The organism is Thermogemmatispora tikiterensis, from assembly GCF_003268475.1.
GTDB lineage: Bacteria > Chloroflexota > Ktedonobacteria > Ktedonobacterales > Ktedonobacteraceae > Thermogemmatispora > Thermogemmatispora tikiterensis.
In genome coordinates, this window is sequence record NZ_MCIF01000002.1 from 4668518 (window position 1) to 4688113 (window position 19596).

At 61.0% G+C, this 19596-nt stretch carries 14 protein-coding genes; 6 read left to right on the forward strand and 8 right to left on the reverse strand.

The window, feature by feature from the left end; translation table 11 throughout:
- Positions 1 to 49 precede the first annotated feature (49 nt).
- The 3 genes from A4R35_RS18735 to A4R35_RS18745 all read right to left on the reverse strand — a co-directional run bounded on the left by A4R35_RS18735 (position 50) and on the right by A4R35_RS18745 (position 2782).
- On the reverse strand, positions 50 to 730 hold the full coding sequence (locus A4R35_RS18735) for a hypothetical protein (RefSeq protein WP_112432034.1): 681 nt from the start codon (positions 728 to 730) through the stop codon (positions 50 to 52).
- A 304-nt stretch (positions 731 to 1034) separates the two neighbouring features.
- On the reverse strand, positions 1035 to 1445 hold the full coding sequence (locus tag A4R35_RS18740; RefSeq protein ID WP_112432036.1) for a hypothetical protein: 411 nt from the start codon (positions 1443 to 1445) through the stop codon (positions 1035 to 1037).
- Between the two features lie 119 nt (positions 1446 to 1564).
- Positions 1565 to 2782: a 5'-methylthioadenosine/S-adenosylhomocysteine nucleosidase family protein gene (locus A4R35_RS18745; RefSeq protein ID WP_112432038.1), complete on the reverse strand. Its 1218-nt coding sequence runs from the start codon at positions 2780 to 2782 to the stop codon at positions 1565 to 1567.
- Between the two features lie 519 nt (positions 2783 to 3301).
- Here A4R35_RS18745 and A4R35_RS18750 point away from each other — a divergent pair.
- From A4R35_RS18750 to A4R35_RS18760, 3 genes are all read left to right on the forward strand, one after another.
- On the forward strand, positions 3302 to 4639 hold the full coding sequence (locus A4R35_RS18750; RefSeq protein WP_112432040.1) for a phosphorylase family protein: 1338 nt from the start codon (positions 3302 to 3304) through the stop codon (positions 4637 to 4639).
- Positions 4640 to 4935: 296 nt separating this feature from the next.
- Positions 4936 to 6276, forward strand: a complete 1341-nt coding sequence (locus A4R35_RS18755; RefSeq protein ID WP_223258398.1) for a TRM11 family methyltransferase — start codon at positions 4936 to 4938, stop codon at positions 6274 to 6276.
- Between the two features lie 449 nt (positions 6277 to 6725).
- Complete coding sequence (locus A4R35_RS18760; RefSeq protein WP_112432042.1) at positions 6726 to 7697, forward strand: DMT family transporter; 972 nt, start codon at positions 6726 to 6728, stop codon at positions 7695 to 7697.
- A 61-nt stretch (positions 7698 to 7758) separates the two neighbouring features.
- On the opposite strand, the gene A4R35_RS24385 is transcribed toward A4R35_RS18760, so the two are convergent.
- Both A4R35_RS24385 and A4R35_RS24785 read right to left on the reverse strand, forming a co-directional pair.
- The gene (locus tag A4R35_RS24385; RefSeq protein WP_189362032.1) at positions 7759 to 8769 is read right to left on the reverse strand and encodes a hypothetical protein; all 1011 of its coding nucleotides are present in this window, start codon (positions 8767 to 8769) and stop codon (positions 7759 to 7761) included.
- 311 nt (positions 8770 to 9080) lie between these two features.
- Positions 9081 to 10220 (reverse strand): hypothetical protein, encoded by a 1140-nt coding sequence (locus A4R35_RS24785; RefSeq protein WP_223258399.1) that lies wholly within the window; start codon positions 10218 to 10220, stop codon positions 9081 to 9083.
- 454 nt (positions 10221 to 10674) lie between these two features.
- Here A4R35_RS24785 and A4R35_RS18775 point away from each other — a divergent pair, with 454 nt between their 5' ends.
- The gene (locus A4R35_RS18775) at positions 10675 to 14061 is read left to right on the forward strand and encodes a glucodextranase DOMON-like domain-containing protein (RefSeq protein WP_223258400.1); all 3387 of its coding nucleotides are present in this window, start codon (positions 10675 to 10677) and stop codon (positions 14059 to 14061) included.
- A gap of 353 nt (positions 14062 to 14414) precedes the next feature.
- Here A4R35_RS18775 and A4R35_RS18780 read toward each other — a convergent pair whose 3' ends face one another.
- The gene (locus A4R35_RS18780) at positions 14415 to 15059 is read right to left on the reverse strand and encodes a GerMN domain-containing protein (protein WP_112432045.1); all 645 of its coding nucleotides are present in this window, start codon (positions 15057 to 15059) and stop codon (positions 14415 to 14417) included.
- 269 nt (positions 15060 to 15328) lie between these two features.
- Complete coding sequence (locus tag A4R35_RS18785) at positions 15329 to 16006, reverse strand: D-arabinono-1,4-lactone oxidase (RefSeq protein ID WP_112432047.1); 678 nt, start codon at positions 16004 to 16006, stop codon at positions 15329 to 15331.
- An 801-nt stretch (positions 16007 to 16807) separates the two neighbouring features.
- Here A4R35_RS18785 and A4R35_RS18795 point away from each other — a divergent pair.
- Together A4R35_RS18795 and A4R35_RS18800 are read left to right on the forward strand one after the other, a co-directional pair.
- Positions 16808 to 17461 carry a hypothetical protein gene (locus tag A4R35_RS18795; RefSeq protein WP_146747265.1) on the forward strand — a complete coding sequence of 218 codons (654 nt, stop codon included), beginning with the start codon at positions 16808 to 16810 and terminating at the stop codon, positions 17459 to 17461.
- Positions 17462 to 17571: 110 nt separating this feature from the next.
- Positions 17572 to 18786: an RNA-guided endonuclease InsQ/TnpB family protein gene (locus A4R35_RS18800; protein ID WP_189362033.1), complete on the forward strand. Its 1215-nt coding sequence runs from the start codon at positions 17572 to 17574 to the stop codon at positions 18784 to 18786.
- Here the strand turns inward: A4R35_RS18800 and A4R35_RS18805 are convergent.
- Positions 18718 to 19470: an FAD-binding protein gene (locus A4R35_RS18805; protein ID WP_112432055.1), complete on the reverse strand. Its 753-nt coding sequence runs from the start codon at positions 19468 to 19470 to the stop codon at positions 18718 to 18720. The genes A4R35_RS18800 and A4R35_RS18805 overlap by 69 nt on opposite strands.
- Positions 19471 to 19596 lie beyond the last annotated feature (126 nt).

Below are 19596 nucleotides of genomic sequence, written 5' to 3' on the forward strand. Positions count from 1 at the left end.
TCTTATTGTCGCGCGTCGCATCCCTCAATGCAAGGGCAGGCCCTGGCGCTTAGCGACCTTGAGTATCCGGGCCAGACTGGCGCTCGTACTGGTCAGGTGGAACGGATGAGGATGGCTCAGCAGACTGATCTGAAGAATGAGCGGCGTCTGATCGATCTGAAGCGACCTGATCGCCGTCAGCCGGCTGGGGGGCAGTATCCTTCCTCGCTTCGCAGCTGAGACGGCGCAGCAGGAAGCGGGTCTGATCGGAGAGAGCGCGCGTGTGAAAAACCAGCTCCTCATAATAGTGAAGCAGCTGCTCCCAGCTCTGCAGGAAGGTCTGTAGTTGACGCTGGCGCTGTCGGGCTGGAGCGCGCTCTTGCTCAGCGGGCGGGAGCGCCATGAGTAGATCGAGCAGATGGCACGTCTGGCCCTCGGCATTGTGTAGGAAGAGCAGGGGCAGATAGCGGCGAGGAACGATCTCATCGGGGAGCTGCTGAGGCTGCTCCAACAAGCCACGGAACGATAGAAGCTGCTCGTGATACTGGCCCAGCAGGCGCTGCAGATGCAGGCACTGATCCAGTCGGAGGCACGCCTGACTCCGCAGAGCAAGATACTCTAACGAAAGTGCCTCTTGTTGCTGTCCAATCACAGCGAAATAATGATTCAGGGTCTGGCGGAACTGGTCGAGCGAGTGCCTCGTTGTTGGGGCGGCGAACAGCTCCGCTGGCCTGCCAACAGTATCATTCAAAGCGAACCTCCCTCCTCTCGTGACTGAGATCTTCTGCTTGGTTAGGTAGGGGTGACGGGAGAGGAACCTATCCAGTTGCTTCAGATTGACCCTTCCTGAGCGGGCTTATCGCATCACTCATATAGACGCAGAAATCTGCCATTTTCTCTTCGGTCTCTCTCCGAAAGAGAAGAATCTCGTGCCCCAGGTCACGCTTTGTTCTCAGCATGCTTGCTTTATCGACACAGCGAAGGCCATAGTCACTGTTATATTAGCACAAGGGGACATAAAGAAGGCATAAAAAATATTTGAACAAACATTCAAATCAACGTGGGGGAATGGCCAGGAGGTGTTCGAGAGCGCGAGTGAGTGCATGAGCGATATTTCTATATTCGCTGTAGAGCCGCTTACGATTCTCATACGTCTGGCGCATATTTTGCAGGTCGATGGCGAGATAGATGCTGGTCTTAGCATCTTGGATAGCGGCGATAATGGCGTCGACATTATGGAGAGCGGCCTTCAGAGTGGTATCCGTGTCAAGCTGCTCATGGATACCGCGCAGCTCCTGTTCGAAGCGCTGCAGAGTGGTGATACCGATCTCATGGAGATTCACCCTATAGAGGAAGACCGCGCGCATTTCTTCGATACAACCCCTCACTCCGCGCAGGTGACGGCGCGTCCGCTCTTCTACATCCTCTTGGCCTCGAGCAAAGATGAGATCCGACTCATTTACCATGAAAATTTCACCGAAGCTGAGTCTCCCGAGGATAACCCTCGCGAGCCAGGGCCAGTGTGGGCCACCCCACGCCAGGGCCACGGGCCTCATTATAGTCCAGGAGGGTCTGTTACTCAAGGTCAAGGAGGACGTCTATCCAGGGACTCGTGCAGGTGCTCCAGGCAGGTCAGGGCTTTCTGAAGGGCCTGACAGATTTGCTGAAGAGCCTGCTGGTAAGCGCGCTGTTCCTGTGACGATTCGCCGGGGGGACAGCACTGGCGCAAGCGCTCAGCGGCCTGCTGGAGCTGCTGCAGAGCCTCTTCCAGATTGGCAAGGCGCAAAAAGAGAGCGTAGTCGTCGAGCGGCCTGCCAAGGGCTTGCCGGACCGCGGTAGCGAACCTATCAAGCCACTCTTTGTAGTGGCGGCACTGATCTGGGTAAATCGTTTTGGCAGTTGAGAACAGGCTCGAAGCTGCCTTTAGCTTTTCCTCATAGTGGGGCAGGTCTTCCTGCAGGAGAGCAAGCCCTGCGCGGTCTGAAGCTGGTACCGGTCGAGGTGCGCTGCTGTTGGCGCACGCTTTGCCCAATGGCGGGAGGCCGGAAGCGAGTAAAGCAAAGGCGAAAGCGCTCGCGTGGTTGGCAGCCTGCTCCTGGTAGCCCTGAGCATCTCGCTCTGGTTTATCATCAAGAAGGTCGGAGATCGCGCGCACCACGATTGCCGGGGTCCGGTTATAATGAGCGGCTTCCATGAAGCCGGCGTCCTCCATTGCCACGGCGACGGCATCATCGTAATGAGTGCGAATAAAACGATAGACTGAGGCACGGCGCGAATGCATCAGAATATCTCCTGCAGCCAGAGGCTTGCACATGACGGAGGGGTTGCGCTCCGGCGGAGCTGGCAGCCACTGCTGCCAGGTCGTGTCTCGGGCCAATCTACGTGCCTGTTCGAGCAGAATCGGGTCGAGAGCGAACGTACGTGGTCGTGGCTGAAACTGCTCGCCGGCTTTTCCCGAAGCGTAGTCGTAGATCAGCTCGGGTATCACCACATCGCCAGGCACTACATCGCGCAGACCGCCGGCAATCCCCACCAGCATCGCTAGCTCCGGCTGCGTATCAGTGAGGGCCTGCTGGGTCACCACCGAGCAGACTGTATTGCGCTGGCCGCTCTCCTTGAAAACAATCTCCCAGTGTGTGCCACTCGTCTTGAACTCGCCGACCTCGTAGTCATTGGTGCTGGCCGTGGAGGGACTCCAGCGCTGAAGAGAGCGAGCGTATCGCTGGACAGCCCTCATCTCTAAGCTGAGTGGCGTTACTATCAGCACCCTTCGCCGCTGCTGCTGTTTCTCTTGACATGACATGATGCAGTCCTTTCTGCACCATTGTGCATATCTGATAAATCTCTTGTTGTCTATCGTTTCTAGGATAACTTACTTTGCTCTTGCTGTGGGTAGTATTTGTGTATTTTATGAAAAATACCACCTCCCTTCTTTCATAGAGCCATTCATCGGTAGCCCTTTTCTCTAAAATAGCATCCTGCTTGCTCTATTGTAAATGGCGTTGCCCATCAATTCTTACTCTTGGAAACTATTCATTATAGTTAGCAAGCAAGCTGTATTTTTGGGCGGAGATTGGGCGCTACTGACAAACAGGCTATAGATTTAAAATGGATCGTCTTTTGCGTACAATATTCTAGGCGAAGGAGCTAGCTGCGAGGGGAACCGGGCAGTTCCAGGGCAGGCTGTGGAATCTAGTCACCTGAACCCTGGCCGTTGTCTGCTCTCTCTGCCCGTGTTGCCGCGCGATAACCTTCTAGCTATACTGTAGTTATCTTGATGAAGGCTCTCTGTGAAAAGGAAAAGAAGAAAACGAGGTGATTCGTGTCTGTCAACCTCTTCTATCTCTGCGCGCGCAGCGATGAAGATGAGCGCCTGCTTGATCAGGTCAAGAACTTTCTCGGCCCGCTGCGCAAAGCCGGGCTGATCGACGACTGGGAGCGGCGGCAGCTCCGCGCCGGGCAGCCGATTCGCGAGGAGCTGCGCCGGCGTCTGAGCGAAGCGCAGATTGTCTTGATTCTCCTCAGCCCCAATCTGCTCAATGATCCGCTCTACCCGGAGTTGCTACAGCTTGCCTGGGAGCGTCATCAGCGTGAGCCTGAGCGTGTGCGCCTCTTTCCTGTGAAGCTGCGAGAAGGCCCTTACGAGCTGGAGCCATTTGCCGATCTGGTCATTTTCCCTCCCAATGGGCGATCGCTGCACGCCCTCACGCCACCGCAGCGCGAGAAGGAGCTGACAAATCTGGTCATACAGGTTCGCAAGCTGGCTGAGGAGCTGGCTGCCGGTGAAGGAGGGCGAGAGAGACCTGGGCCAGCGGCGGCGCCTGCAGCTACCTCTTTGGGGCCTGCCTCCGTCTCCCAGGCTGGCGGGAGCCAAACGGCTGAGAGTCGTCGCAGCGCCTCGCCGTCCTCCGCTCAGCGCTGTGACGTCCTGCTCGTGACGGCCACCGATGTTGAGGTGAAAGCCGTACGTGATATTGCTCAAAAGGAGTGGGGGGCGCGTTTCGAGCGCCAGCGTGGCCCGGTCGAGACCTACTACTTTTTAGGCGAGATCGGTGGAGCTGCCACCTGGCTGCTACGCACTGAGATGGGGACTCAGGGCGCCAGCGGGGCGACACTGGCGATCAGTGGGGCCATTCACGCTCTCAAGCCGGCGGCGGTGATCATGGTGGGGATCGCCTTCGGCCTGCGACCCGACGAGCAGCAACTTGGCGACATTCTGGTCTCGCGGCAGCTCATGAGCTACGAGCCGCAGCGCGTCGGCTCCGGTGCCCACGGCGAAATGGTTTCGGTGCCGCGTGGAGACCGCGCCACCGCCTCGCCGCGCCTGCTCGCGCGCTTCCGCGATGGAGCGCTGGACTGGCCGGGAGCCAGGGCACATTTCGGTCTGCTTCTCAGTGGCGAGAAGCTTGTCGATCATCCTGACCTGCTCAGGCAGTTGCTGGCCATTGAACCCGAGGCCATCGGTGGCGAGATGGAGGGGGCTGGTCTCTATGCGGCAGCCATGCGTGAGCACTGCGAGTGGATCGTGGTCAAGGCCATTTGCGATTGGGGCGACGGTCACAAGAGCGAGAACAAAGAGGAGAACCAGCGCCGTGCTGCCGAGAATGCGGCCCGCTTCGTCTTGTCTGTGCTCGGGGGTGGAGGTCTGGGACCCTCCTAGTCTGGTCGGTGCTGGTCTTGCTGGCCTGCCGGCGGCAGATGGTCTGGTCCGGTGCCCGGTCACCGGGCTGGCCCCGCCGGAGGAAGGGGGGAAGGAAGGCGAGCCTGCTGGCCTGCTCCGGGTCACAGCCTCGGCCCCGCATAAGGCAGTCGCAGTACTGTTGGATCGGAGCGGGCCGGTGGCGAGACCTCTCTGTGGTAGACTAAGGACGAGCTGCACGCATGTTGGATCTTAGAGAGGAGCAATGCTGACCAGGGCTGGTGTGAAGGTGGTCGCCACCGACCTGGGAGGCCGTCGTGAGAGCTGTGGTACAAGAGCGCTATTTCTCTGATACACTTTTTCCAGAGCTGGAGTCACTGCCCGTAGAGGTACGGCCTGAACGCAGCGGCACCTTTGCCGACAATCTGAGCCTGCCTGTGCATCGCTGGTTCCGTTATCCAGCAGGATTCTCTGCCCTCTGGGTGCGTCAGCTCCTGCAGCGCGAGCAAAGCCAGGGGCGCAGGCGCGTGCTTGACCCTTTCTGTGGCACCGGAACTGTCCTGCTGGAGGCTGAGTATACGGGCCTGGAAGCCCTTGGGCTGGAGGCCCATCCCTTCCTGGTTCAGGTCGCCAGGGCGAAACTGCACTGGCGGGCAGATGCCTCCTTGTTGCCACGAGCTGCCGCTGAGCTTGTGGCAATGGCTCGCGAGCTGCCGGCGACCGTGGAGGAGGTACCTGAGCTGTTGGTCAGGTGTTATCAGCCTGAGACGCTTCAGAAGCTGATCCAGTTGCAACGTGCCTGGTTGGAGCAGGTGCTTGTCTGGCCAGCCGCACTGTCCGAGCTCACCTGGCTGGTGCTGGCAGCCATTTTGCGCCCCTGTTCCTCGGTAGGAACGGCCCAGTGGCAATATGTACTGCCTTCTAAGACAAAAGCCCAGGTTGCTGATCCTTTTGATGCCTTCCTGGCCAGAAGTGAGCTGATGGCAGATGACATGCGCTACTGGCAGCGCCAGGCGCGCTCTGGAAAAGCTGAGATTCGGCAAGGTGACGCACGTACCTGCGAAGGAGTGCCTGCCGGCTGGGCCGAGCTGGTCGTTACCTCGCCGCCTTACGCCAACAACTATGACTACGCCGATGCCACCCGTCTGGAACTCTGCTTTTTTGGCGAGATCGAGCGCTGGCGCGATCTGCAGCAGGCGGTACGTTGCCACCTGATCCGCTCCTGTACTCAACACGTCAGCAACCTGGTGAAGGAGACCAATAGCTTGCTGGCCGATCCGTTGCTGTCCCCATTGCAGCCAGAGCTGCCGGCTGTCTGCGCGCGCTTAGAGCAGGAGCGACTGCAGCATGGGGGCAGGAAGGCGTACCATACCATGATCGCTGCCTATTTCCTGGATATGGCTCGCTGCTGGCAAGCCCTGCGGCGCGTCACGGCGACAGGAGGGCTGATCTGCCTGGTGATCGGCGACTCCGCTCCCTATGGCGTTCATGTGCCGGTGGAGGAGTGGCTTGGCAGGCTGGCCCTGGCCAGCGGCTTCCGCTCCTGGCGCTTTGAGCCACTGCGTGCTCGCAATGTCAAATGGCAGAATCGGAAACATCGTGTCCCCCTGCATGAGGGCTTACTGTGGGTCGAGGGTGCAACACCACCGGTTGGCTGACGCATTGACTCTTGGGCTGGTCTTTCCCAACAGCAAGGCGGCGCGCGATGGCCAGGAAGGGGAACGGCGTGCGCCCGTTCACCGAACCGGGATGGGCCGTCACTGCTGAGAAACCAGAGCGGCAATGCTTTCCCTGGCCACCCGCCTCCGCCTCATGAGAAGGATACGCAGAGGTTATGCAAACGGATTACCTCATTTGCGCAGAGTAGCAAACATCTCAGTTGTCGATGCCCATCGCCATACCTGCCCCTGCTTGCCACTAAACCTGCTGCAAAGTATGAACAACAGGGTGCTCTTGCCCGATCCTTCGCGCTTCTCCTGCAACCTTGTTCCGGTGACTGTGCAACGCTGTGCAGCACGATTGGCCGGTCTCTGCGTCAGGAGCTGGCTGGTGAAAGGGCTGCTCGCCTGGGCTATACTATCCCCTGTTGGAAATGGAGGTTGCAACGATGCATTCGACCAAACCAGGCGATGCCCGCGCCGCACTCTCGCTGATCGTCACGCTGCTGCTGTGGGCTTCGGCCTTCGCCGGCATTCGCGCTGGCCTGCAGAGCTACTCGCCCGGCGCCCTCATCCTGCTACGTTTCCTTGTGGCCTCGCTGGCCCTGGCTCTCTATGCTCTGCTCACGCGCATGCGCCTGCCCGCCTGGCGCGATCTGCCCGGCCTGCTCTTGCTCGGACTCATCGGCATCACCGGTTACCATGCCGGCCTGACCTTCGGTGAGCTGACCGTCAACGCCGGCACGGCCAGCTTCCTCGTATCTTCGGTCCCTTGCTTCACGGCCCTGCTGGCTCTACTCGTACTGCGCGAACGCCTGACGCTCTGGGGCTGGCTGGGCATCGCCATCAGCGTCGTGGGCGTCACCATTATCTCACTTGGTGGCAAGGAGGGCCTCCACTTCACCCCCGGCGCCCTGCTGGTGCTGCTGGCCTCGCTCTGCGAAAGCGTCTACTTTATCGTTCAGAAACGCTACATGCAGCGCTACAGCAGCAGCGAGATGACGGCCTACACGATGTGGGCTGGAACCCTCTTTATGCTGCCTTTCGCACCAGCTTTGCTACACGACTGGCCCCAGGCCACATCGGCGGCGACGCTGGCGGTGGTCTATCTGGGCCTCTTCCCAGCGGCCATCGCTTACGGCACCTGGGCCTTCACTCTGGCTCGCCTGCCGGCCTCGCTGGCCACAAGCTTTTTGAATATTTCTCCGCTGCTGGCCCTGGCGATCTCCTGGCTCTGGCTGCATGAAGTGCCGACGCTCCTCGAAGTGCTCGGGGGACTGGTGGTCATTGCCGGGGTCTTACTGGTGAATACACGCGGCAAGCTTCCTGCTGGCAGTGGGGAGCAGCGGTCTGCCGCCGCACCCGACACGGCCACTGCGGTGGGAGCCAGCGCAGCAGAGGGCTGCCGTATCGGCGACTGAGGCTGAGTCTGACCCAGCCCCAGTCTGCCGACGCGACGAGCAGAGCGAGCAGCCTGACAGCCTAATGAGCATAGAGCGGGCGCCAGACGCCGCCGTGATAGGAGCAGGCGCCGCGAATGCCGCCTGATTTGCTGTACATGCCGTCGCTGCATTCAACTACGTAGCCCCTGCCGTTCCAGAAGTTGCTGATGCAAGAGAAGTAGGCGCAGAAGCTGGCTGGAGGCGAGTAGATCAGAGCGCCCGGCTCGAAGTTGTAGCCCCAGGGGTTGCAGTTGACGCCAGGGCAGGGAGGTGGCGTAGACGCGGGGGGAGGAGTGGGCTTTGGTCTGGGCGTCGGCGTCGGTTGCGGGCGTGGCATTGGCGTAGGGCTGGGAGTCGGCGACGGCGCTCGCGTTGGCGTTGCGCTGGACATAGCAGGCTCCTGCGTCGTCTGGGAGAGCTGCGTGCCATGGACCACGGCGCTAACGGTTGGTTGATGGGCGAGTGAGGTCCCCTGGACGGCGCTACCCGCCGTGGGCGTGAGGCTGTTGAGCAGGGCCTGACGCTCGCTAAACGCCGCCGCGCTCGTGCAGAAAGAGCAGACGAACACCAGCGAGATGCAGCTCAGCGCTAACACAAGCTGGCTGCGTTGGGAGCGCTGGCGATAGCGCTGCCACTCGTCCCGCAGGAATTGACCCAGGCTTTGTTGTTGACGCCGCAGCTGCGACCGCAGGGCCAGGACGAGGTAGATCGGCACAATGATAGTGTAAAGATACCCCAGCACCAGGAGCACCTTTTGCCAACGGCTGAGCCGCTTCCAGCTGATCCGCCCCTCCAGATTGAACAGGCGACGACCTTCGCTGATGATGAGTGTGAACAGCACGAGCAGCAGTAAAAGCGTGTCAAAGACCCCTAAAGGCTCCAGACCAGTGGCTGTGGCGTAAGAGCTAACGTCGCTGTGAATCGCAACATGGATGCAAATGAGAAATATAAAAAAGAAATAGGCCAATAGTAAAGCAAGCAATAATAATACCCTGCGCCGGCCTCCTGGACCACCGGGAACCACAGGAGTTGCTTCGGCTGATGGCTTCATGCTGTCTTTCTCCTCGCTTTACAGTGAATATGCTCCCTTGCTTTCTCAGGGGAATAATATTCTGTCATATAAATCTACTTAATTTCAATATATAGATCTTGGCGTGTGCGAGGAAAACGGAAAACGGCCCCATACAGACTTTACAGGCGGCCCTGCCAACGGCTGCCCGCCTAGCGGCCTGTGAGCTGGGGCAGAGCCGGCTTTTGCCATCTGGAGGAGCAGCCTTTCGGTAGAAAAAGCCGACGGCTAGCGTGGCCTAGCCGCCGGCTTCGAAGGCTCTGGCGGAGATCGCTTCGCGTCCCCCTGACTCTTTAATGAGCATAGAGCGGGCGCCAGGCGCCGCCGTGGCTTGAACAGGCACCAGAGAGACCGCCTGATTTGCTGTACATGCCGTCGCTGCATTCAACTACGTAGCCTCTGCCGTTCCAGAAACTGGCGATGCAGTTGAAGTAACTGCAAAAATCGGCGGGAGGCGAGTAGATGAGACTGCCATTGGTGGGATCGAAGTTGTAGCCCCAGGGATTGCAATCGACACCGGGGCAGGGGGTCGGTGTGGGTGCAGGCGCCTCGGTAGGGGTAGGCGTAGGCGTGGGCGTCGGCTTCTCGGTTGGTGAAGGCGTAGGGACGGGTGAGGGTGTAGGCGAAGGTGTAGGTGTAGGCGAAGGTGTAGGTGTAGGAGTTGGTGTAGGCGAAGGTGTTGGGGTCGGTCTGGGTGTTGGCGTTGGTGTTGGCGCACGGGTCGGAGCAACGGTTGCGCCCGGCTTGCGTGCTGTTGGGGTTGGCGTCGTGCTGCCGGCGGCAACAGCGCTGGCAGCAGTCGGTGAAGCGGCCAGAGAGACAGCGCGGTTCTCCGGCGGAACCGTGGGCGAGGCCGCGGGCATGCTCGCCTGGATGAAACTCTGACTCAGCATGCCCGCTATGCAAGAGCAGAAGGCGCAGATGAGTAGTAGTATGCTCCCCCCTACTCCGAAGGCCAGACGCTGCCTCGCTCCCCAGCCACGCCAGACTTGCAGCTGCGCTCTCCCCTGGGTGGCCTCGCCTGCATCAAGATAGTGGCGCATGGCCTGGCGCAGATAGACCAGAGGCATGACCACGAGGAGCACATAGAGCACTCCTGTCAGCAGCCGGCGCCCCCAACTGCGGGCTGTCCACGCTGATTCTCCTCCTACACTCCAGAAACGGGCTCCATCGGTGACTAGTAGCAGGATGTTCACGAGCAGAAAAAGGAGTAGACTCAGGAGGCCAAAAAGAATAATGCTGAGGCTGGCCTCTCGGCCTAGTGTGACAGTGAACAGACTCGCCGCTAGAGCCAGCAGGGCGGCTAGCCCATACAGCAAGCTGAGCAGCAGTAGCCACCCGCCTCGCTGCGGCAACTGCTGCCAGGGAGCGTGCCCCGTCGCGCCAGATCCTTCCGGCGGATACGCTGCTCCTGCCGTCGGCCACGATTGCATGCTTGTTCTCCTCTCCGCGGAAGTGCTCGCACGACAATTCCTCTACCATTCGCTCTGCCTAGCACAACGGTGACAAACATATATATGTTCGATATATTGGCAATTGTCAATGAATAGAATATAAGTATTTTTATCTAGTTATTGTAGAGATGAAGAATATTTATAGTAAGAAGTAATAAGCATGAAAAAACTGTCTTGAGAGCCAGTGGCGTCAGTGCGTTCGCCGCCCGGCTGGTTTGTCGCGCTGTCAGAGAGCGGCCTGCCTTCTAGGCAGCTCCATTTGTGTGCTGTGTGTAGCACAGAAGTGGGCACGATTCTTGCAACTATGTCTTTCCAGCAGGAAACTGCCTCAGTGGGGAGCAGGGAAGGACAAGGCGGAGGAAAGAACGGCCACGAGGAGAGAGGCGCACCTGGATGATGCACCTCCCGCCTCCGTTAGAGGGTGAAAGCTGCTATGATTGCCGAAGAGGTTCAACGCATGCAGCGTCTGATGCATGGAAGGAGCCAGAACGCCAGTTCCGGCTATGGTGCCTGGCTGAGGCAGCCAGCGCCGATGCGCCTGATCCTCGCGCTACTCTGCTGTGCGCTGTTGCTGGTCCTCCCGGGTGGCTCGGCCAGCGCCCAGGCGCGGCAGCCCTATCGTGTAGCCACCGATGGACCGGGCGCGCTCTCCTATTTCGACCTGGCGCGCAAGGACTGCGTCGGCACGGCCCGCAATACCACCTCCAAGGTCTGGTTTACCCTGGCCGACGGCGTGCTCAGCGACGTCTATTTCCCAACCATCGATAACACCAATGTCAAGACCCTGCAGTATATTGTGACCGATGGGCGCACCTTTACCGACCTGCAGGAGCGCGATACCACCTATAGTGTGCAGCTGCTCGATGGGGCGGCTCTCGATTGCCGCGTCATCACGACGGCCCGCAGCGGTCGCTATCGCATCGTCACAGATTATGTCACCGATCCCCAACGCAACAGCGTCGTGATGCACCTGCGCTTTACGCCCCTGGCTGGCAGCCTGAGCGACTATCATCTCTACCTGTATTTCGATCCAACCATCAACGGTAACGGAGGCGGCGGCTCCGGTAATGGCGGAGCTGACAGTGTCCTGACCGATACCTCGACCGGCCAGCCGCTGCCTGTGGCCTTCGACACCAACACCCACAGTAACGCCACCAATCGCAGCTATGCTGTGCCGGTCTATGCGGCCCTCGCCGCCTCGCGACCCTTCTTGCAGGTGAGTAACGGTTTCCTCGGGGCGGCCAGCGACGGCCTGGTACAGCTTGAGCAGGCCCACACCCTAACGCAGGTCTACGACGAGGCTGACAACGGCAATGTGGTGCAGACGGTGCAACTGGACCTGAGCCACGGCGCCGAACTAACGGTCGTCCTGGGCTTTGGCACCACACGCACAGCAGCCCTGCAGGCGGCGCGCGGCTCGTTGACTGTTCCCTTCGCGCGCCTGCGTGCCGACTATGCTGCCGGCTGGCTGCGCTATGATGCCGCGCTGCGTCCGGCTCCGCGCCTGCCGGGTCTCGATGAGGCCCAGTGGCAGACGCTGCGGCGCGAATACTATCTGAGCGCCAATGTGATCAAAGCATCCGAAGACAAGACCTTCCCCGGGGCCATTGTCGCCAGCCTGGCCTCGCCCTGGGGTCAAGCCGTCTCAGCCGGCGATCCCACCAATCTCTTCTTCGGCTCCTACCGTGAGGTCTTTGCGCGCGACCTCTACGAAGCCTGGACCGGCCTGCTCCTGGATGGCGACCTGCAGACAGCGCGCGATGCCGTCGCCTTCCTTTTCTACCATCAGCAGCGCCCCGACGGCTCCATGCCGCGCAATAGCCTGCTCAATGGGCAGCTGGCTCCCGATTCCTTTGGCACCCAGCTCGATGAGACCAGCTATCCGATCCTGATGGCCTATCAGCTCCAGATGACCGATGCCGATCTCTATCAGCATCACATTAAGCCGGCAGCCTATTTTGTGATGAGCCACGGCCCGGCCTACGGTGTAGAGCGCTGGGAGGAGCAGAGCGGCTACTCGCCCTCGACCATTGCCGCCGAGATCGCCGGCCTGGTGGCGGCGGCTCAGCTCGCACGAGCCAATGGCGATGAGGCCAATGCGAGGCTCTGGCTGGGAGTCGCCGACGACTGGCAGCGCTCGCTGGAGCACTGGACCGTGACCACCAATGGGCCGCTGGCCAATCATCCCTACTATATCCGCCTGTCGAAAACGGGTGATCCCAATGCGGCCATAAGCTATAACCTGGGCAACGGCGGTCCGACCCTCGATCAGCGCAGCGTCATCGACGCCGGTTTCCTGGAGCTGGTGCGCCTGGGCCTGAAGCCGGCCAACGATCCTGTGATCGCCGAATCGCTGCCGGTCGTTGACGCCACCATCAAGAGTCAGACGAGCAGCGGCCCGGGCTGGCACCGCTATAACGGCGACGGCTACGGAGATGCGGCCAGCAATGGGCATCCCTGGGCGCCTTCGGGAGTGGGGACGGGCCATGTCTGGCCAGTGCTTGACGAGGAGCGCGGCGAGTACGCCCTGGCCAATGGCGATGTGAGCACGGCAAGCGAACTACTGGCCACCATGCAGCGCTTTGCTTCGGGGGTGGGCCTCATCCCTGAACAGGACTGGGAGCTGCCCGATCTGGCCCCCTCGCCCTATGGTACCGACCCGACCGTGGCCTCCATCGGCTTCCAGAATGGCCATCCTGCAGGCTCGGCCTCGCCGCTGACCTGGGCCGAAGGGGCCTTTGTGCGCCTCTTCCTCGACCTGGGGGCCCGCACGCTGCTGGAGCGGCCCGCCGCAACCTACGCCCGCTATGTGCTCCAGCACCCGGGTCAGACCACACTGAGCATCGCCGTCCCCGGCGATCTGGCGGCGGTCGATGGCTCGCCCGTCACCGTGCGCGGCAGCTCGGCCCCGGGCAATCGGATCTACGTAGCCGGCACCAATACCGATAACAACAGCCAGACAACGCTGGTGAGCACCGTGGCCGCGGCGGATGGTACCTTCAGCGTCCAGTTGCCCATCACTGGCGGCACCACCGTCATCTCTGTGGTCGCTGTCAGCCCCCAGGGGGCCACAGCCCACGCCACGCGCACTATTGTCTGGGACTACACCCCTGGCACCGTGCTGCTCGACGTCAGCGATCCCGCCGGAGATGACAATGGACCTGGCAATTACGCCTATCCGACCGCTGCCGATTTCCATGCTGGCGCCTTCGACATCCTGGAATTTCGCGTTATCGACAGCGGCGACACGATTGTCTTCAAACTCAAGGTGGGTGATTTGACGCCGACCTTCGGCAGTCCGCTGGGGGCCCAGCTCATCGATGTCTACGTGCACGATCCGAACGCTGCTCCCGCTGACACCTCGACGGCAGCGTCGTTCCCGCAGCGCAACTATACCATTGCCGCTACGGCGGCCTGGAGCCGGCTCATCGAGGTGCAAGGCTTTGGGCAGCGCTATATCGATGCCCACGGCACAACCCTGGGTAGCGTCAGCATCAGCGCAAACAGCATCTCGCACTTTATCACCTTCAGCGTCCCGAAGGCCAGCCTTGGCCAGCCCGGACCCGGCTGGGGCTTCACGGTCACCCTGACCGGCCAGGATGGCTTTCAGCCAGATCAGGCGCGGGCTTTCACCAGCACGCCTGGCCCCTATACCTTTGGTGTCTGCGCCACGGCCAGCAGTGACCCGCACTGCACTGTTGATCCAGGTACGGTACCGAAGGTGATGGATACGCTGACGCCGCCCGGGGTGCAGCAGGCCGACGAGCTGGACTATACGCGCCATCAGCCGGTGGTCTTGCAAGATATCGTCATCCCTTAGCTGTGCTTCTTCCTTCGGGTCGTCCTTTCCTACGGGGGTCATAGAGGCGCTCCTCGGCTCGGAACCCCGGTCCGAGGGCTGAGGGGCGCCTGCTCCCCCTCTCGCCAGCAGAATCCCACCCTATCCTGTACAGGTACAGAGAACGCGGAGCCGTCCCATCCACGCGGGATGAGACGGCTCCGCTGCGTTGCGTAAGGAAGCAATCCCCCTGTACAAGACAGGAAAGGAGCACAGCGTGGAGAGATGAAGCAATCTGCGACGGTGCCTGTGCGGCGCATCTCTCCTGCTGGCGGGCGGGCGGACAGCTCCTTGCCGGTCAGGGCGAAGTGAGCCGCGCGGCCTGATCTCAGAGACTAACTCAGACAGCGATCAAGTCCACTGCCGTCACCAAAACAGTGACCATCGCGCGTCAGAATGACGACCCTCCGAATACTAGAGAACTGCGTCAGGGTTGCCGTGATCTCAGCCCGCACGCGCGCATCTGCGCCAATGCCAGGCGAGTTGAGTTGACGGCAGAAGCGCACAGTGGCCGTGCCAGGCTCGCTGTGGCTGCCACGCTGGTTCAGGGTGAGCGTGAAATCGGGACCACCAACCGGCAGCGGGGCCGTACAGTTCGAGGGGCCACTGAGCAGCGTATTCAGCTCGCTGAAGAGGCCAGCGCTGCGCTCGCTGGGGGTCGGTCCGGCGATCAGCATCTGCAAAGCAAAGGTGCCTACAGAAAGCGTTGGTGAGATGCGCTCTACCGGCGAGACAGCAGTTGGATCACTCGTGACAGAGACAGGGTAGCGCGAGAAGAAGACCTTGATCGGGTAACCTCCTGGTTGGGAGGTGCTGACCGGCTGACCCTGCACCATCGGGGCAGCATTGGCCTGGCTTTGGGAATGACCAGCTCCACTGGTTGGCAGCAGCCAGGCCGCCAGCGCCAGGCTGAGGACACTCAGAACCAGAAACAGCAGGCGGGCCGAGACAGGGCGTCTTTTGGCTATCTTTCTAATCATTCACTTTTTAACCTTTTTAAGTTTTGAGAGATGCTTTAAAAGAGAGTATACATGACAAAACAAGAGATGGATGAGAGATCGCTCCTGCCTCGACCGGGCGAGTGGAGCAGGCCGCGACGGACCTGGCGCTGTACGACCCTGGCCTGATAAGTGCTTGCTTCCTTAAAGAAGTATGCCTGTTGGAGCCGGGAGCCAGCAATGGAGCAGCTCACAGTCAGACTGTGAACTGGATCACACTACTGGCTCCTCTCTTCTCCTGTCATGGCTGGCTAGAGGCCATCTGGATCTGGCTGGCTGGCCGATACGGGGATCGGTTCATCGGCGGCGAATAGCTCGCGCAGATAAGGGTTCAGAAAGACGCCCTGGGGATCAAGCTGGGCGCGCAGGCGGCGGAAGTCGTGCCAGCGGGGATAGAGGGTCGCCAATTCCTCGGCGCGGCGCGTGTGGATCTTGCCCCAATGTGGGCGCCCTTCGTAGCGTCGGAAAATGGCCTCCACGTGGCGGAAATAGGGCTTATATTCCATCCCCTTGTACATGTGCACGGCCACATAAGCCGAGTCGCGCCCATAAGCCGGGCTGAGCCAGATATCGTCTCCCTTCACAAAGCGGCACTCGACCGGAAAATGCACCTTAAAGCGCTGCTCCTCGATGCAGGCACGGATCTCCTCAAGCACGGGTCGCAGCTGGTCGGCGGGGATACTGTACTCCATCTCGACGAAGCGCACCAGGCGCGGCGTGGCGAAGATGCGATGAGGATAGTCAATTTCGTCGACGCTGGCCACGCCCAGGGCTGAAATGCGGCTGACCGTCGCTGAAAGAGCCGGCACCAGGCGATTAGCCTCCGATAGCAGCCAGAAGACGCCGTTCTCCAGTACGAGCTGGTTCAGGTTGCTCCACAGGCGGCCCCAGCGGCTGTTCTGGCGGACAGCCTCCTCCGTGGTATTGATCCATCAAGACGTCTTGCTGAGGCCCTGGATGAATCCAGAGGTAGAAGGCAGGGTTTCCCACGACTCAACCATCTCTATCAGGCATAGTACGCCATAGACGGGTGTTTACATGCTAGGTGTTGACAGGTAGCTATCTGTGTGATATAGTACAGGTGAAAAGGGTGATAGGTCTCTTCAGTTTGTGGTAGGGTGGTAGGAGATGATCCGAGGGGGTGTCCTTGTGACTGTCCAGGAATGGATTGATTATCTGGGCATGACCCAGATGGATTTGGTAAGGATTGCTGACATTTCGCCTACAACGCTAAGGCGCCTTGAGAGGGGTGAGCCTGTCCGGAAGCATATTGTCTCTAAAGTTGTAAGGGCCTTGAATAAAGAGTTGGCTAGGCAAGGTGAAGGGATTGTTCTTCGTGCTGAGGATCTCGATGGTATTGTGATCTCTAAGAGGTAATCTTAGAAGTAGAAGCGCTCAAGCTCACACCTTGAGCGCTTCGGTGAGGCTCGCTGGCCGCTTGCGCTATGTACCGATCTTGCCTAGGGGGTAGTCGGTACACAGTCTATCGAGACAGCGAGGTCTGGATGTAGTATGCCACGTCTGACCCCGGCTGTCAAGCGCGATCAGCGGTCTTTCTGGTCTGTCCGCTGTTGTATCGTTGGTCGCTTGCTGGCTGCCGGGGTCGGGCTGTCTTGTCAAGACCCCGCGCGTCCCAGCAGGCCAGAGGTTCCCGCGTTCTGTGTTGTGCCTGCCTGTCTGTCCCGTTCGTGGAACGACTGGCAAACAAGCAAGCAAGGAGGAAGACCATCATGGCCGAGCTGTCTTGTCCTACAGGGTCCCCTGATCCACAGCAGCCCCTGGACCCGGTCCTGGTTGCCGACCGCGCGGGGTTCCCACCTGCGCCGTCTGGTGAGTGTGCTGCTGTCACTGCCTCGCCCGCTGAGTCCGTCCCCCTGCCGTCGCTCCCAGCGCAGGAGACCGCTCCTGCGGCGGCTTCCCCGGCGATGGCCCCCGTGCCGTTGCCTCGCTGCGCGATGCTCGTCACGGTGGCGCAGGGAAAACCCCCGGAGCTGGTTCACGTCCCCTTCATCGAGGTCAGCGATCCCGAGTTCGTGAGGGGGTACTACTACGGGACTCTGTACTACTTTATCGACGGCTATCGGGAAGATGACTCCCACCGTGTCTTGACGGATCAAGCCCTCATCGAGGAATTCCTGCAAATCTTCTCCGAAGGCGAAGCCTATGAGGAGCCGCCCGATGGGAGTAGTTGGCAGGAGTGGGCTGCCTGGACCGCCGGGTTCATGGCCGGGCTGATCTCGGCCCGCATCCCCTCGTTGCTGCCGCTCTACGGCAACTGTGAGGCGTGTCATCAGCCCGTGCGGGCCTGTGGGCATTGCCCCCGCTGCGACGATCCCTGCACCTGTCTGCCTCCTCGGACCAGCGATCCAGGCGTTGCCCACTAGGCCACGCTGCTGCTGCCAGGGTCCTTCCTGCCGGCCAGCCCGAGAGGACCCTGGCAGTAAAGTAACCGGCGATCAGAAAGGGCATGAACGAACAGCGGAAGGAGGAAGGCATGGCCCAGGTGCAGCGCACGATCCCGATTCTCTTGCCTGCTGATGAGGACCTGCGTCAGACCCTGGCGGTCTTCCAGGCGGTGCAGCAGCAACTCTCAGCCCCTTGCTTCAACGGGGGCAGACCGCTCTCTGCGGTGAGGTTGCACCGGGCCTGCTATCAGGAGGTCAGGGGCCAGCTCAACGCCCAGATGACCTGCACGGCCATCCGGCTGGTGGCTGCCGCCTACCAGAGTGCCCAGAGCAACCGCCGCCCGCCGCGACACCCGTTCCAGTTTCGGCGCCGACGGGCGTTGTTTCTGATCGGGCCACGAGGACGCGATGCCTCCCTGCGCCCCGATGGCTCTCTCTCGATCTGGACCGTGGCCGGACGCAAGCAGCTCCCCTACCGGGTGCCGGAGGCGTTTCAGCAGCGGCTGGCGCAGGCCAAGACCATCGACAGTCTCATGGTGCTGGAACGGGCTGGGCAGCTCATCGGGCGCCTCACCCTCACGCTGGAGGTGCCTGATCCCCCAGCGGCATGCCCAGAGACCGAGGCCATCGTGGGGATTGATCTAAACGAGACGAATGCGCTAGTGGCGGTGGATGGAGAGGAGCGGGTGCTCTTTGTGAGCGGGAAAGCGGTGAAGGTACGCAACCGGCGCACGGCGAAGACGCGGGCGCGGTTGCAGCGGAAGCTGGCGGCCCATAAGGCACAGCACCGGGACACGCGCAGTGTCCGGCGGGTGCTGAAACGGCTTGGTCGCCGGCAACGGCACCGCACCCAGACCTTTGCCCAGACGGTGGCAAAGCGCCTGGTGGACTGGGCACCTCCACAGGCGGTCCTGGTCTTTGAGCGGCTGCAGGTCCCTCCGCCTCAGCAAGAGCAGATCCGGGGGCGGGCGTTGCGACGCCGGCTCGCGCTGTGGCAGCGGGGACTGATCCGGCGCTGGGCCGAACAGCAGGCGCAGGAGCAGGGGTTGCGCGTGGTAGAGGTGAACCCGGCCTACACCAGTCAGATCTGTTCCCACTGTGGGCAGCGAGGAACGCGTCGCCGGCATCGCTTCACCTGCCCACACTGCGGGGCCGAGGAGCATGCCGATATCAATGCCGCGCGCAACATTCGAACGCGTGCACGCTGTACTGTCCTGCGGGGCAGTGGGCTGTTGTCAACCAGCCCTGAAGCCCGGGCCGCTGAGGCTGCGGGCAAACCTCTGGCTCCAGCCAGGGGTAGTTGACTTGGCCTGGACCCAAGGGGTATAGGGGAACCAGAAGAACTCGAAATGCTCGTTTTCCTGGCGATAGCGCTCCAGATTGTTCAGGCAATCCTCCAGCGAGGCGCGGCGCCCAACGTAATGCAGGGGACGGGCCGGCACGACGCGCAGGGTGACCTTGGCGATGACGCCCAGGGTGCCGAGCGAGACCTGGGCCGCTTTAAAGAGGTCGCGGTTCTCCTCTTCGGAGCACTCGATGAGATCGCCGCTGGCGGTGAGCAGTGTCAGGGCCACAGCCTGCGTGGAGAGTGAGCCAAACTGGATGCCCGTGCCGTGGGTACCCGTGCTGATGGCGCCGGCAATGCTCTGCACATCGATGTCGCCCAGGTTCTCCTGGGCCAGGCCGTGGGCAAGCAGCAGCTCACCCAGGCGCCCAAGACGTGTGCCGGCCAGCACGACTGCCGTACCGCGCTCGCGGTCAACCTTCTCCAGGCCCTGCAAGTGATCCAGGGAGAGCAGAACGTCATCGCTCTCGACAAGAGGGGTGAACGAATGGCCGGCCCCGGCGACGCGCAGGCGGCGCCCGGCGCGCGCACACTCGGCGACGCTACTGGCTAGCTCTTCCAGGCTCGCTGGTTGGATGATCTCCGGTCGACAGGCAACTGTACCTGACCAGTTCTGCCAGCTCTCTTTCTCTCCAGCAATCATACCTGCTCCTTCCTTCTTGCTTCTCTGCTCTCTCGCTTTCTGGCCGTCTTCCCGGCTTCTCTGCTCCTCGATCACTGCCTGAGTGTGGGAATTTCCTATAGTTTAGAAAGGCCGGGACTGGCAGGG

Coding starts and splice junctions, on each gene's coding strand:
- A4R35_RS18740 (WP_112432036.1), bottom strand. CDS start 1,445: ATGGTAAATGAGTCGGATCTCATCTTTGCTCGAGGCCAAGAGGATGTA.
- A4R35_RS18745 (WP_112432038.1), bottom strand. CDS start 2,782: ATGTCATGTCAAGAGAAACAGCAGCAGCGGCGAAGGGTGCTGATAGTA.
- A4R35_RS18760 (WP_112432042.1), top strand. CDS start 6,726: ATGCATTCGACCAAACCAGGCGATGCCCGCGCCGCACTCTCGCTGATC.
- A4R35_RS24385 (WP_189362032.1), bottom strand. CDS start 8,769: ATGAAGCCATCAGCCGAAGCAACTCCTGTGGTTCCCGGTGGTCCAGGA.
- A4R35_RS24785 (WP_223258399.1), bottom strand. CDS start 10,220: ATGCAATCGTGGCCGACGGCAGGAGCAGCGTATCCGCCGGAAGGATCT.
- A4R35_RS18775 (WP_223258400.1), top strand. CDS start 10,675: ATGATTGCCGAAGAGGTTCAACGCATGCAGCGTCTGATGCATGGAAGG.
- A4R35_RS18780 (WP_112432045.1), bottom strand. CDS start 15,059: ATGATTAGAAAGATAGCCAAAAGACGCCCTGTCTCGGCCCGCCTGCTG.
- A4R35_RS18795 (WP_146747265.1), top strand. CDS start 16,808: ATGGCCGAGCTGTCTTGTCCTACAGGGTCCCCTGATCCACAGCAGCCC.
- A4R35_RS18800 (WP_189362033.1), top strand. CDS start 17,572: ATGGCCCAGGTGCAGCGCACGATCCCGATTCTCTTGCCTGCTGATGAG.
- A4R35_RS18805 (WP_112432055.1), bottom strand. CDS start 19,470: ATGATTGCTGGAGAGAAAGAGAGCTGGCAGAACTGGTCAGGTACAGTT.